Origin of the sequence: Haemophilus haemolyticus M19501 (genome assembly GCF_000222025.1) — a bacterium.
GTDB classification, from domain to species: Bacteria; Pseudomonadota; Gammaproteobacteria; order Enterobacterales; family Pasteurellaceae; genus Haemophilus; species Haemophilus haemolyticus_G.
The window spans coordinates 207062-222010 of the sequence record NZ_AFQO01000007.1 but is presented as its reverse complement, the minus strand read 5'-3'; the positions used below and the strand labels follow the sequence as shown (position 1 = coordinate 222010).

General features: G+C 37.9%; 13 protein-coding genes. 6 read left to right on the top strand and 7 right to left on the bottom strand.

The window, feature by feature from the left end; all coding sequences use genetic code 11:
• Positions 1 to 61: 61 nt before the first annotated feature.
• Positions 62 to 1078 carry a nucleoid-associated protein YejK gene (yejK, locus tag GG9_RS04710; protein ID WP_005631298.1) on the bottom strand — a complete coding sequence of 339 codons (1017 nt, stop codon included), beginning with the start codon at positions 1076 to 1078 and terminating at the stop codon, positions 62 to 64.
• Positions 1079 to 1206: 128 nt separating this feature from the next.
• On the opposite strand from yejK, the gene GG9_RS04715 reads away from it, so the two are divergent.
• The 6 genes from GG9_RS04715 to acrB all read left to right on the top strand — a co-directional run bounded on the left by GG9_RS04715 (position 1207) and on the right by acrB (position 9459).
• Positions 1207 to 1425, top strand: coding sequence for a YejL family protein (locus GG9_RS04715; RefSeq protein ID WP_005631296.1), 219 nt, complete (start codon positions 1207 to 1209; stop codon positions 1423 to 1425).
• A gap of 1 nt (position 1426) precedes the next feature.
• Positions 1427 to 3184 carry a DUF3413 domain-containing protein gene (locus GG9_RS04720; protein ID WP_005631295.1) on the top strand — a complete coding sequence of 586 codons (1758 nt, stop codon included), beginning with the start codon at positions 1427 to 1429 and terminating at the stop codon, positions 3182 to 3184.
• A 196-nt stretch (positions 3185 to 3380) separates the two neighbouring features.
• Positions 3381 to 4373 (top strand): amidohydrolase family protein, encoded by a 993-nt coding sequence (locus GG9_RS04725; protein ID WP_005631292.1) that lies wholly within the window; start codon positions 3381 to 3383, stop codon positions 4371 to 4373.
• A gap of 196 nt (positions 4374 to 4569) precedes the next feature.
• Complete coding sequence (acrR, locus tag GG9_RS04730; protein ID WP_005631290.1) at positions 4570 to 5133, top strand: efflux transporter AcrAB transcriptional repressor AcrR; 564 nt, start codon at positions 4570 to 4572, stop codon at positions 5131 to 5133.
• A gap of 31 nt (positions 5134 to 5164) precedes the next feature.
• Positions 5165 to 6361 carry a multidrug efflux RND transporter periplasmic adaptor subunit AcrA gene (gene acrA, locus GG9_RS04735; protein WP_005631288.1) on the top strand — a complete coding sequence of 399 codons (1197 nt, stop codon included), beginning with the start codon at positions 5165 to 5167 and terminating at the stop codon, positions 6359 to 6361.
• Between the two features lie 17 nt (positions 6362 to 6378).
• A complete protein-coding gene (acrB, locus tag GG9_RS04740) occupies positions 6379 to 9459 on the top strand; it encodes a multidrug efflux RND transporter permease subunit AcrB (RefSeq protein WP_005631286.1) in 3081 nt (1026 codons plus the stop codon).
• Between the two features lie 66 nt (positions 9460 to 9525).
• On the opposite strand, the gene adk is transcribed toward acrB, so the two are convergent.
• From adk to coaE, 6 genes are all read right to left on the bottom strand, one after another.
• The gene (adk, locus tag GG9_RS04745; protein WP_005631284.1) at positions 9526 to 10170 is read right to left on the bottom strand and encodes an adenylate kinase; all 645 of its coding nucleotides are present in this window, start codon (positions 10168 to 10170) and stop codon (positions 9526 to 9528) included.
• Positions 10171 to 10253: 83 nt separating this feature from the next.
• Entirely contained in the window at positions 10254 to 11531 is a 1278-nt protein-coding gene (locus tag GG9_RS04750) for an MFS transporter (protein WP_005631281.1), read from the bottom strand.
• A gap of 143 nt (positions 11532 to 11674) precedes the next feature.
• On the bottom strand, positions 11675 to 12691 hold the full coding sequence (galE, locus tag GG9_RS04755) for a UDP-glucose 4-epimerase GalE (protein ID WP_005631278.1): 1017 nt from the start codon (positions 12689 to 12691) through the stop codon (positions 11675 to 11677).
• Positions 12692 to 12734: 43 nt separating this feature from the next.
• Complete coding sequence (rhlB, locus tag GG9_RS04760) at positions 12735 to 13982, bottom strand: ATP-dependent RNA helicase RhlB (RefSeq protein ID WP_032825072.1); 1248 nt, start codon at positions 13980 to 13982, stop codon at positions 12735 to 12737.
• A 116-nt stretch (positions 13983 to 14098) separates the two neighbouring features.
• The gene (gene yacG / locus GG9_RS04765) at positions 14099 to 14305 is read right to left on the bottom strand and encodes a DNA gyrase inhibitor YacG (RefSeq protein ID WP_005631273.1); all 207 of its coding nucleotides are present in this window, start codon (positions 14303 to 14305) and stop codon (positions 14099 to 14101) included.
• Positions 14298 to 14918 (bottom strand): dephospho-CoA kinase, encoded by a 621-nt coding sequence (gene coaE, locus GG9_RS04770; protein ID WP_005631270.1) that lies wholly within the window; start codon positions 14916 to 14918, stop codon positions 14298 to 14300. Before coaE ends, yacG begins: the two co-directional genes overlap by 8 nt.
• Positions 14919 to 14949 lie beyond the last annotated feature (31 nt).

Here is a 14949-nt window from a genome sequence, read left to right as displayed (position 1 = left end):
TTTACCTTAATTTGTGCAAAAGTACTGTCAAATAATACCCAAAGTTGGCTATGTTTCCAAATTAATTCTCTGATTTTAAAGCCTTTTGTAATTGATCTTTTAAATTTGGCGGTAAACCTTTGATGGTTAGGGTATCTGTCATAGGATCCCATTGAATACGTGTATTCAATAATTCCGCATCAAAACTTAAGGTAACGCCCTTTCCTGACCCAGAGAATTTTGTTAGCGATTTCAATGTTGAACGAACAGGCGGAATGCTCTCTTCCAAACCATAATTCTGTTCTTCCGTAAAGGCGACAAAAGGCTGTTCGTTTAGAGTGGGTAATAAATCAGAAAGTTCCCTTAATTCAATATTGTTACCGTTTGAAAGCTGACCTTTACAATATTCAAACACTTGTTTTTTTACCGCTTGAGTTTGCTCTTTGTTGAGTTCGCCTTGATCGCAGTAATCACTCACCGCTTGCAATAAACACTGATTTTGAACCTGTGGATTTAATCTTTCTTCAGCATCTAAGAAATCCATAAAAAAATCACTAATTTTGCGACCTACACGGCCTTTTATGAAAGTTAAATAACGATTAGAGTTCGCATTTACTTGCAAATCCGTCAAATTTATCCGTGCCGCAATATCAAACTGAGTTATATCAAGATATTCTGTACGGTGAATATCTAAATGCTCATCGACTAACATACTATGGCGGCTATCAAGCAATGCAATAAACAAATAATCTGTCGCTAAGAAATTATATTGGCATAAAATCAAGGTTCCACTATTTGCAAAGTTATATTTACCCAACTCATCTGCAAGCAATTTTGTTGAATATTGACTAAAACCTAAAAACTCAATTTCTTGTTCCAATAAACGATTTAAATGTTGTGCAAATATAGACTTTTCCTGAAACACGCCAAAAGCCTTAGCTTTATTTTGATAACCTTGATGAAGTTGTAACATCATTTGTTCTACTTCTGGCGTAATTGACAACAACTCATCGCGTAATACGCTTTCCATTTTTATGCTGTCGCCATCTATATGTTTTACTAACTGATGCAAAACAATTTGATTAACGGTAATACTCATTTTTGTCACCTTTGAAAAATTTGTTGCAAATTATAACCGCACTTTTTCAGCAAGAAAAAAGAAATTATTTAGGTTCTACCAAATAATCGGGTATCATAAGCCAAATTTTTTGTTTTATTTTTAACATTATGGCTCAACATTCTAAATATTCTGATGCGCAGCTAAGTGCGATTGTGAACGATATGATCGCGGTATTAGAAAAGTATAAAGCACCGGTAGATCTCTCCTTAATCGCATTAGGTAATATGGCAAGTAATCTATTAACCACGAGTGTGCCACAAACTCAACGCGAAGCATTAGCTCAAGCATTTGCGAATTCCTTAATTAATGCGGTAAAAACACGTTAATATGAAATGGATTAAAAAAGGCACCTTCAGCGGCAAACAATACCGCGATGACGTTTCACGAAAAATTTCGTGGGGCCATTGGTTTGCCTTTTTTAATATCATTGTTGCTATTCTTATTGGCACTCGTTATGCCTTTATCATTGACTGGCCAGATACTCTCGCAGGAAAACTTTATTTTTTTGTGAGTTTGCTCGGGCATTTCAGTTTCAACGTTTTTGCGTTGTACTTACTCGTGGTCTTTCCACTAAGTTTCATTGTTAAAAATCACCGCACTTTTCGCGGATTAAGCGTGATTTTTTCCACGATTTGCACAACCTTATTATTATTTGATACCGCTGTTTTCAATCGTTTTAATCTGCATTTATCCTCTGTGGTATGGAATTTGCTGGTCAATCCAGAAAATGGTGAAATGTCACGCGATTGGCAGATTTTCTTTGCACCAATGCCGATTATTTTATTAGCACAGATGTTATTTTCTCGCTGGAGTTGGGAAAAATTACGTAGTCTTGAACGCCAAAAATGGCTAAAAGCTGTCGGTGTATTCTTAACTTCCACGTTTATCACTACGCACTTAATTTATGCTTGGGCAGATGCTTATTTATATCGCCCAATTACGATGCAACGCTCTAATTTTCCTCTTTCTTATCCAATGACAGCTCGTTCTTTTTTGGAAAAACACGGATTCATTGATGGCGAGAAGTACGCACAAACATTAAAACAAGAGGGGCGTTTAGATGCCTTAAAGATTGATTATCCTAAAAAAATACTCACTTTTGCACCAATTGACAATAAACCAAACATTTTGATGATCACTGTTTCTGGATTGCGTTACGATGCCATTTCTCAAGGCAAAATGCCCAAGTTAGCTGAATTTGCAACGAGCGCAACAGAATTTACGAATCATTACAGTACTGGTAATAGTAATAATGCAGGATTAGTAGGATTATTTTATGGCTTAAATGCAAATTACACCGATAGCATTTTAAGCAATCATACCCAATCTGTTTTAATCGAAAAATTACGTGCTGAAAATTATCAATTGGGTTTATTTTCTGCTACGAATTTCAAAGATAGCGTCTTCCACCAAGCATTATTTCGTGAAATAAAACTTTCATCGAATAAAACCAACAAACCAAATAATGAAAGTGCGGTAAAAAATCTCAATGATTTTATTAAAGCACAAAAAACTGACTCACCTTGGTTTGCTTATTTGGATTTAGCCTTGGAGGCTAAAAACCTATCAGACTATGACCGCACTTTGCAGGATATTGATTCTCTTTTAGCAAAATCGTTAGAAGCTACACCACTTGAAAATGCATTAGTCATCATCACGTCAGAGCATGGTTTAACCTTTAATGAAATGAATGAAAAAGAACGAGAAAATTATTTTGGGCGTGATGAAATTCAAGTGCCATTGCTCGTTTATTGGAAAGATTTACCAGTAGGTAAACAAAACGGATTAAGTCATCATACAGATGTTTTCTCTGCATTAATGCAGACAGTATTCCGTGTAGAAAACCCGTTGATGGATTATAGTCAGGGACGTAATCTCTTTGATCTTAAAGGGGATGATTGGGTACTTGCCTCTAATTTCCATTGGAATGTAGTGATTCAACCTGATGGAACTCAATATCACATTGATCGTAAAGGTAATTACAAAAAATTAGATAAAGATTATATCGAGCAATCGTCAGACAGACCACCACTTGGAATCTTCTTAGAAGCCTTCCAATTACAAAATTTCTTCTTTGAAAAATAATCTATAAGGGCACAAAAGAATAGATTTTTTGCTCTTAAGCCTTTATACTCACGACTCAGTTTAAGACTGGAAAATGTTATTAATGAAAATCCGTGAGTTTTTCATAACATTATCATAATGCTTCTCGCCGTACTTACAGCACCTTTCAATTAATATACATTCTCGTCTTTTTATCCTTTCTTTTTACGGAGTTTGTATGAAAAGCCATGTTCGTAGTTTTAAAACCTATATTCGCGATGAAATTATCAAAAAAGGCGGATGGGTAAATGCCCATGCACATGCTGACCGCGCTTTTACGATGACGCCAGAGAAAATTGGGATTTATCATAGTAGTAATTTGCAACAAAAATGGGATTTAGTGGATGAAGTAAAACGCACTTCCAGTGTTGATGATTATTACGCACGTTTTTGCCAATCTATTGAATTAATGATATCCCAAGGCGTTACCGCATTTGGCACCTTTGTCGATATAGACCCAATTTGTGAAGATCGTGCAATTATCGCCGCACACAAAGCTCGCGAAGTGTATAAACACGACATTATTTTGAAATTCGCCAATCAAACTTTAAAAGGGGTAATCGAACCCACTGCGCGTAAATGGTTTGATATTGGTGCAGAGATGGTAGATATGATTGGTGGCTTACCATATCGTGATGAATTGGATTATGGACGTGGCCTAGAGGCGATGGATATTTTATTAGATAAGGCCAAATCTCTTGGAATTATGTGTCATGTACATGTAGACCAATTCAATAATCCAAGTGAAAAAGAAACTGAGCAACTTTGCGACAAAACCATTGAACACGGAATGGAGGGGCGAGTTGTGGGTATCCACGGGATTTCCATTGGCTCACATTCGAAAGAATATCGCTACAAACTTTACGAAAAAATGCGTAAAGCCAAAATGATGATGATCGCCTGTCCTATGGCATGGATTGACAGTAATCGCAAAGAAGATCTTATGCCATTCCATAATGCACTCACGCCAGCAGATGAAATGATCCCCGAAGGTATCACTGTTGCCCTAGGCACAGATAATATTTGTGATTACATGGTTCCTTTATGTGAAGGCGATTTATGGCAAGAATTAAGCCTATTGGCTGCGGGCTGCCGTTTCCCACACTTAGATGAGATGGTCAATATCGCAAGTATTAACGGTCGTAAAGTGTTAGGACTAGAACCAATTTAGATTTTTATTCCCCACAATCAAAAGTGCGGTCAAAATGGGCAACATTTAAAAGTTGATTACAAAATCTAGCTTTTAAATGTTGCCCATTTTTGTTGTGCTTTTGTGTTTTTTAACTTGCCAAAAAACAAAAAATAACTAAAATGAACGCTCATTCATTTTTGAGCAATTATTGCTCCTTATTTTACTCAAGGATCTTATGCGACAAGCTAAAATAGACTTAGCTGAACAGATTTTTTCAGCGACAGATCGTTTAATGGCAAAAGAAGGGTTGAATCAACTTTCTATGCACAAACTTGCGAAAGAAGCGAATGTAGCAGCAGGAACGATTTACCTTTATTTCAAAAACAAAGATGAGTTGCTTGAACAATTTGCACACAGAGTGTTTTCAATGTTTATGGCAACACTTGAAAAAGATTTTGATGAAACCAAGCCTTTTTTCGAACAGTATCGACAAATGTGGAAAAACATTTGGTATTTCTTACAAGAAAATCCCACTATCTTATCCAATTTAAAGCAATATGAATCTTTGCCTAATTTCAAGGATATTTGTAAAAACGTTAAAAATTGCCGTTGGGATTTATTTTGTCATCAAGTACAAAAAGCTGGCTTATTAGCAGAATTATCTGAAGATATTCTCTTTTTATTAAGTTTGAAAACGGCGATAAATTTAGCCTCTGATGCAAAATTTATCGATTTCGATCTTAAGCCTGAAATTTTAGAATCTGTGATTGAACGCTCTTGGCGTGCGATTCAGAAATAATTGTTGTTATTTTTATAACGGAGCTTTAAACATGAGTCAAACTCAACATCAAAGACCAAAACGCTCACATATTTTCTTTATGAAAATAATTTTAGTGGTATTTGTCTTAATTTTTGCCGGTGTCATCGGTTTTAATATGATAAAAGGTGTAATGATAAGCCGAGCCATTGCGGGAATGCCAGAACCTTCAAGCCCAGTGACCGCACTTGAAGTTCAACCTCGTGAATGGACGCCAGTTATCAACACAACAGGTCTTGTGCGTCCAAATCAAGGCGCAATGCTCAGTACACAAAATGCGGGTACGGTTTCACAAGTGCTTGTTCAAAATGGACAAAATGTGAAAAAAGGTGAGGTGCTTGTGGAACTTGATAGTTCTGTTGAACGAGCCAGCCTACAAGCTGCTCAGGCACAATTATCAGCACTTCGTCAAACTTACCAACGTTATGTGGGCTTATTAAATAGCAATGCTGTATCACGTCAAGAAATGGATAACGCCAAAGCGGCTTATGATGCTCAAGTAGCTAATATTGAATCTCTAAAAGCAGCAATTGAACGTCGTAAAATTGTGGCACCATTTGATGGCAAAGCGGGTATTGTGAAAATCAATGTTGGACAATATGTGAATGTTGGAACAGAAATTGTGCGTGTAGAAGATACTAGCTCAATGAAAGTGGATTTTGCTCTTTCACAAAATGATTTAGATAAATTGCATATCGGTCAGCGCGTCACAGCGACAACAGATGCTCGCTTGGGCGAGACGTTTTCAGCTCGAATTACCGCTATTGAACCCGCCATTAATTCATCAACAGGTTTAGTTGATGTTCAAGCTACATTTGATCCAGAAGATGGACGTAAATTGCTTTCAGGTATGTTCTCTCGTTTAAGAATTGCGCTTCCAACTGAAACAAATCAAGTTGTCGTTCCACAAGTAGCAATTAGCTACAACATGTATGGTGAAATTGCTTATTTACTCACACCATTATCTGATGAAGATAAAGAGAAAATGGCTGAGAATAAAAAATTAGATCGTTTATATCGAGCAAAACAAATCACTGTATTTACTAAAGATCGCCAAGGTATTTATTCTCAATTACAAGGTAATGAAGTAAAACCTGGTGATAAAATTATCACTGGCGGTCAACAAGGTATCGGCAATGGCAGTCTTGTAGAATGGATTGAAAAAGACATTGTAGGTGCAACAGAGCCAGTAAATAAAACTAACCTTTAATTAACTAGGAAATACGAATGAAATTTACCGATATATTTATTCGTCGTCCTGTTTTAGCGATTTCAATTAGCTTGCTTATTATTATTTTAGGTTTGCAAGCTATTTCGAAATTGGCAGTGCGTGAATACCCTAAAATGACCACCACGGTAATTACGGTAACAACCGCCTATCCTGGTGCTGATGCAAATCTAATTCAAGCATTTGTTACTTCTACATTAGAAGAATCTATCGCCCAAGCGGATAACATTGACTATATGTCATCTAGCAGTGCCCCAAATTCATCGACTATTACAGTCAAAATGAAGCTGAATACGGATCCTGCCGGAGCACTTGCCGATGTATTAGCCAAAGTAAATGCTGTGCGTTCTGAATTACCAAGTGGAATTGAAGCACCAAGCGTAGCCTCTTCATCAGGTGGTACGGGGATTATGTATATAAGTTTCCGCTCCAACAAACTCGACTCAAGTCAAGTTACGGACTACATTAACCGCGTAGTCAAACCTCAATTCTTTACGATTGAAGGCGTGGCTGGAGTACAAGTATTTGGTGCAGCGGAATATGCATTACGTATTTGGCTAGATCCTCAAAAAATGGCGTCACAAAATCTTTCTGCGCCAACAGTGATGTCGGCCCTTTCTGCAAATAATGTACAAACTGCGGCTGGTAATGATAACGGCTACTATGTCACTTACCGCAACAAAGTTGAAACAACGACCAAATCTGTTGAGCAATTAGGTAACTTAATTGTTGCTTCTCGTGGTGATGATTTAGTACGCCTGCGCGATATTGCGACCATTGAATTGAACAAAGAAAGCGATAATTCTCGTGCAACTGCAAATGGTGCAGATTCTGTCGTATTAGGCATTAATCCTACTTCATCAGCTAATCCATTAACCGTTGCAGAAAAAATCCGACCGCTCTTTGAAAACATCAAAAAGCAACTACCGGATAGTATGGAAACTGACATTCTTTATGACAGTACTATTGCGATTAATAGTTCAATCCATGAAGTAATTAAAACTATTGTGGAAGCAACTGTTATTGTATTAGTGGTTATTTTGATGTTTATCGGATCGCTTCGCGCAATTTTAATTCCAGTTCTCACCATTCCGATTTCGTTGATCGGTGTTTTAATGATGCTACAAAGTTTAGATTTTTCTATTAACTTAATGACATTATTGGCACTTATTCTCGCTATCGGTTTAGTCGTAGATGATGCGATTGTGGTCTTAGAAAACGTAGATCGCCATATTAAAGAAGGGGAAACGCCATTCCGCGCAGCAATTATTGGTACTCGTGAAATTGCCGTACCTGTAATTTCCATGACTATTGCATTGATCGCGGTTTATTCACCAATGGCTTTAATGGGGGGGATTACTGGCACATTGTTTAAAGAGTTCGCTTTAACTCTAGCTGGTGCGGTATTTATTTCTGGTATCGTGGCATTAACTTTATCGCCAATGATGAGTAGTAAATTACTTAAATCCAATGCTAAACCAACATGGATGGAAGAACGCGTAGAACATACCTTAGGTAAAGTAAATCGTATTTACGAATACATGCTTGATCTCGTTATGCTCAATCGTAAATCAATGCTGGCTTTTGCGGTGGTGATTTTCTCAACGCTCCCATTTTTATTTAATTCACTTTCTAATGAATTAACACCAAATGAAGATAAAGGTGCATTTATTGCGATTGGTAATGCTCCATCTAGCGTAAATGTGGATTACATTCAAAATGCAATGCAACCATACATGAAAAATGTAATGGAAACACCTGAAGTCTCTTTTGGGATGAGTATTGCTGGCGCGCCAAATTCTAATGGCTCGTTAAATATCATCACATTGAAAGACTGGAAAGAACGCTCACGCAAGCAATCTGCCGTAATGAATGAAATCAACGCAAAAGCGAAATCAATTCCTGAAGTCTCTGTATCTGCATTTAACTTTCCTGAAATTGATACAGGGGAACAAGGCCCTCCAATCGCTATTGTATTAAAAACGGCTCAAGATTATAAATCGTTGGCAAATACCGCAGAGAAATTCCTAAGTGCGATGAAAGACTCGGGTAAATTTATTTATACGGATTTAGATTTGACCTATGACACGGCACAAATGACCATTTCCGTAGATAAAGAGAAAGCTGGGACTTACGGTATCACGATGCACCAAATCAGTAATACTTTAGGGAGTTTCTTATCTGGCGCGACGATTACGCGAGTCGATGTGGATGGACGTGCTTATAAAGTCATTTCGCAAGTCAAACGTGATGACCGTTTATCGCCCGAAGCATTCAAAAACTATTACTTAACGGCAAGTAATGGACAATCTGTACCATTAAGCAGTTTAATCACGATGAAGCTAGAAACACAACCAACTTCATTATCACGCTTTAGCCAATTAAACTCAGCACAGATTAGCGCCGTTCCAATGCCTGGTTCATCAACGGGTGATGCTGTTGCATGGCTACAACAACATGCGACTGATAACTTACCGCAAGGCTATACGTTTGACTTTAAATCTGAAGCACGTCAATTAGTACAAGAAGGTAACGCATTAGCCGTCACTTTTGTATTGGCTGTTATCATCATATTCTTGGTACTTGCCATTCAGTTTGAATCTATACGTGACCCAATGGTAATTATGATCTCCGTACCATTAGCCGTAAGTGGTGCATTAGTGAGCTTAAATATTTTATCCTTCTTTGGCATCGCGGGAACAACATTAAATATCTACTCTCAAGTTGGGTTAATTACTCTCGTAGGATTAATCACCAAGCATGGTATCTTAATGTGTGAAGTGGCAAAAGAAGAGCAGCTAAACCATGGTAAAACTCGAATTGAGGCAATCACTCATGCAGCCAAAGTACGTTTACGCCCAATCCTAATGACAACGGCGGCAATGGTAGCCGGCTTAATTCCATTACTCTATGCAACAGGTGCAGGAGCGGTATCTCGCTTTAGTATGGGGATAGTGATTGTAGCGGGATTATCCATTGGTACTATTTTCACCTTGTTCGTATTGCCTGTGGTATATAGCTATGTCGCAACCGAACATAAACCATTACCGGTTTTTGATGAAAATAAAACAACCCACTAATTAAAACATAGAAAAAACAAACCGCACTTAGGTGACCCAAAGTGCGGTTTATTTTTTAGATTATTTTTAGCCTAAAATTTTATCTAACTCTTGGCTAACTTCTTCTACTTTTTGTGTACCGTCTAAACGGAAATATTGAGTATTCCCCGCTTTCGCTTCTGCTTGGTAATAATCAATTAATGGGCTGGTTTGTTTATGATATACAGCTAAACGATCTAACACAGTTTCTGGTTTATCATCTGCACGAATAATTAAATCTTCACCTGTCACATCATCTTTACCTTCCACTTTTGGTGGATTATAAACGATGTGGTAAGAACGGCCAGATGCTTGGTGTACACGACGGCCACTCATACGTTCAACAATCACTTCGTCTGGCACATCGAATTCTAAAACAAAGTCAATTTTAACGCCTGAATCTTTCAATGCATCCGCTTGTGGAATAGTACGAGGGAAACCATCTAACAAGAAACCATTTGCGCAGTCAGGCTGAGCAATACGATCTTTTACAAGCGCAACGGTTAATTCATCTGGTACTAATTTACCTTCATCCATTAATGCTTTGGCTTGTTTGCCAAGTTCAGTCCCAGCTTTGATTGCAGCACGGAACATATCGCCAGTTGAAATTTGCGGGATACCAAATTTGTTCATAATAAATTGTGCTTGAGTGCCTTTACCTGCGCCTGGTGCACCTAAAAGAATAATTTTCATAAAAAATCTCCATTAATAAAAACGTGATTAAGATACTGATAAAGCATAGTGCGGTCAAATTTTTTATAATTTTTACCGCACTTTTATAGTGAATTGGCCGTATTATTTTCTTGATTCCAAGGCGCTACCCAAAATAAACAAAGCATGCCAGGAATCGCTAAAAATAAACAAAACCAAAAATACTGATAATACCCCACTGCTCCCACCACATAACCAGAAAGCATACCTAAAACTTTACTTGGCAAAGCTGAAAGGCTTGTAAAAAGTGCGAGCTGTGTTGCGGTATAAAGAGGATTACTCTCACGCGCCATAAAAGCCACAAAAGCTGCGGTGCCAAGTCCAACGCCGATATATTCTGCGGCAATCACAACACCCAGTTTCCATAACTCGGCTAATGTAATAACATCAAAATGTCCGAAAGCTGCCAACCAAATAAACCCACCAATTGTCACCATCTGTACCAGCCCAAATAGCCACAATGCACGGTTAATACCCAGTTTTAGCATTATCACACCTCCAGCAAGCCCAGATAAAATGCTTGACCAAAGTGCAGTACTTTTTACAACAATGGCTATATCCTCTTTGCTAAAGCCCATGTCATAAATAAATTTGGTTTGTAGCGTTGTGGCAAAAGAATCCCCGAACTTATACAAAAACAAAAACAGTAAAAAACCGATAGCTTGAATAACGCCTTTACGTTGGAAAAATTCTTGTAATGGAATCCAAAATGCTTGATAGAACGGCTGATTAGTTTGCTGCATGTCTATTTTTGGCTCTTTTGCTAAAAATAGCGTCATGAAGATGCCTGCTAACATACAAAGTGCGGTCCACAAAAAGACGGTTTCCCAAGGATAAATCGCCGCCAAATATAGCGATAATCCACCCGGAATTAATCCAGCAATTCGATAAGCATTAATATGAATAGTGTTTCCCAAACCTAATTCATGATCACTCAAAATTTCACGACGATAAGCGTCTAACACGATATCTTGTGTGGCTGAAAAAAAAGCGATAAGCAATGCAATATTTGCTACTGTACTCAGTTGTGTTAGCGGATCAAAAAGGCTAATGATGTAAAGTAAGATCAATAATGCCACTTGTGAAAGCAACATCCAGCTACGACGACGCCCTAAAAAACTCGGGAAATAACGATCCAATAATGGTGCCCACAAAAATTTTAATCCATAAGGCAACATCACACCAGTTACTGCACCGATAAGCTCAATTGAGAGATGTTTATCTGTCAGCCAAACAGGCAACATTTGCAATAACACAAATAATGGCAAACCAGAATTAAAACCTGTGAATACGCAAATCAACATCTTGCGTGTAAAAATTTGGGAAGAAAGGGAATTTGACATAAAGTGCGGTTAATTTTGGTTGTATTTTAGAAACTTCGCCTTTCAATTAAAGGATAAGTGTAAAAATGAGGGGGATTTTTTATCACATCCCCCAATGTTTAGCTTTCTTCTTCCTAAAAAAGAAAAACAAATATTAGAGAATATTAATCTCGATACCCTTTTGGATTATTTTTCTGCCAGTTCCACGTGTCTTGCATCATTTTTTCAAGACCACGTTCTGCCACCCAACCAAGCTCTTTTGCAGCTAAACTAGGATCAGAATAGCATGTTGCAATATCACCAGGGCGGCGTTCTACAAGTTTATATGCAATTGTAATGTCGTTGGCTTTTTCAAAGGCTTTTACCATATCTAATACGGAATAACCATGACCTGTACCAAGGTTATAAATATGTAAACCGGCATCATTTTCATGACGTTGAAGCGCTTTTAAATGCCCCACAGCTAAATCCACTACATGAATATAATCACGCACACCTGTTCCATCATGGGTGTCGTAATCACTACCAAATACAGAAAGTTGTGCTAATTTACCGATAGCAACTTGGCTGATATAAGGCAACAAATTATTTGGAATACCATTTGGATCTTCACCAATTAAGCCACTTTCATGCGCCCCTACTGGATTAAAATAACGCAAGATAGTCATGCTAAATTTTGGTTCCGCTTTTGCTGTATCGCGTAAAATCTGCTCAACCATATATTTAGAGGTACCATAAGGATTGGTTGTACTGCCGACCTCACAATCTTCTGTAATTGGAATAATTTTTGGATCACCGTAAACCGTTGCAGATGAGCTAAATACAAAGTTCCAAACACTTGCTTTTTTCATTTCTTGAATTAATACAAGGGTGCCAGCGACATTGTTCATGTAATATTCTGTCGGCTTTTGAACACTTTCCCCTACGGCCTTCAACCCAGCAAAATGAATAACAGAGCTAATCTCATTTTCTGCAAAAATTTTTTGTAACAAAGCACGATCTAAAATATCACCTTCATAAAACTTTGCTTCTTTGCCCGTAATTTGTTTTACGCGCTCAAGGGATTTTGGCGATGAATTGCAAAGATTATCTAATACCACCACCTCTTTGCCAGCATTTAATAATGCTACAACTGTGTGAGAACCGATATAACCGGCGCCACCTGTCACTAAAATGGCCATAATGATTTCCTTATTAATTATTGAGACTAAAAAAATTATATCACTATTTTGTGTGATAAGAACGATGTCTTGTATGCCCTTGCGGTGGTACCGCACGTTTTAACCGATACGGTTTCGGCAGTTCAAGCAAGGCCTCTGTTTCATATTGGCTGACTGGGATAGAATGACCTATATATTCTTCAATTGCAGGTAAATTCATCGCATATTCTTCGCAAGCGAAACTAATAGAAACACCACTTTCCCCCGCTCGTCCGGTACGGCCGATTCGGTGCACATAATCTTCCCGATCATCAGGTAAATCATAATTGAAAACATGCGTCACATCAGAAATATGCAAGCCACGAGCAGCCACATCTGTTGCCACTAAAATATCTAAATCACCATCAGTAAATTGTTTCAATAGCGACAAACGTTTTTTCTGTGCGACATCGCCAGTCAGTAAACCAACACGATGTCCATCAGCCGCCAAATAACCCCAAATTTCTTCACAACGATGTTTCGTATTTGCAAACACAATACAACGCTCTGGCCACTCATCTTCCATTAAGGTTAAGAGAAGTGCCATTTTATCCTGATTAGATGGATAAAAAAGTTCTTCTTTAATTCGATGTCCTGTTTTTTGTTCCGGTTCAATTTCAATATATTCAGGGTCATTCATATCCTCAAATGCTAATTCACGCACTTTATAAGAAAGCGTCGCTGAAAATAACATCGTTAAACGAGATTGCGGAGCGGGGCATTTACGCAATAAATAACGAATATCACGGATAAATCCAAGATCAAACATTCGATCCGCCTCATCTAGCACGACAACTTGAATTTCATCTAAAGCAATTACGCCTTGTTTCACATAATCAATGACTCGCCCCGTCGTACCAATCAAAATATCGACGCCACGCTCAATCGCTTGTAGTTGTTTATCATAACCATCGCCACCATAGGCAAGTGCGGTTTTTAATCCACAGGCTTTTGCAAGAAATTCTGCGTCATTACTAATCTGCACCGCTAATTCTCGAGTAGGTGCTAAAATCAAAGCTCTTGGGTGAGGATATTCAAGATTAGGATCTTGGTGAGTTAAAAGATGGTGAAAAGTAGCCGTTAAAAAAGCCATTGTCTTGCCTGTACCAGTTTGAGCTTGTCCTGCGACATCTCGTCCATTTAAACTGATAGGCAAGGATAAAGCCTGAATTGGGGTACAAAAATCAAAGCCTTTTTTTGCCAAAGCATCTCGTACAATCGGATGTAGAGAAAGATCGGAGAATCGTTGTTGGCTTAAATAATCTTGTTGCATAAAAATCACATTTTAGAATAATAAAATTACGTTTAGCATAGCATTTTTAGGAAAAATCCTCAAAAAAGCACCGCACTTATAAAAATTAACCGATAGGGTTTCCTATCGGTTAATCTCTATTTAATGCTCCATTCGTCACTCACATTTGGATCCATTGCAAAATCAGCAGTATCACTTGGAATCGCTTTTTCTTCAGCCGCCCATTCGCCAAGATCGATTAACTGGCAACGTTTGCTACAAAAAGGTCGAAAAGTACTTTCATTTATCCAAGGCACCGATTTTTGGCAAATCGGACAAGGTACTTCAATCATTTCGTCAGACATTTTTATTTTCCGCTTGTTGTAAATAAAACTGGTGCAATTCTAGCACCTTTTGTTGCAAGTGCGGTAAGTTTTGGGCCATTTCAGCATCATTATTAATCACATCATCTGCCCACTTTAAACGCTCTTGTTGAGAAACTTGAGAATTCATAATTCGTTGAATTTGTTCAAAATTATTGTTATCTCGTTGAGCTGAACGAGCAAGTTGAGTTTGTGGACTCACATCCACCACCAAAATACGATCACAAAGTGCGGTCAATTTATTTTCTATTAATAAAGGGACGACAAATAATGTGTAAGGCGCAGTTTGTTCAGCTAATTTTTGTTTCATTCGTTCACGAATAGCGGGATGTAGAAGGTTATTTAACCACAATTTATCTTCATCATGGTTAAACACTCGCTCTCGTAAAGCCGCACGATTAAGCTCGCCTTGTTCCGTTAAAATTTGCGCCCCAAAATGTTCAACAATTTTTGACAATAAGGGGGAATCTTTCGCGACGACTTCTCTAGCAACCACATCCGCATCCACTAGAGGTACGCCAAGATCGGCAAATAAATTAGCAATCATTGTTTTACCACTACCAATGCCACCAGTTAAGCCTACAATATAAGTCATATAATTTCCCATAAAAAATAAGCGGCGATAT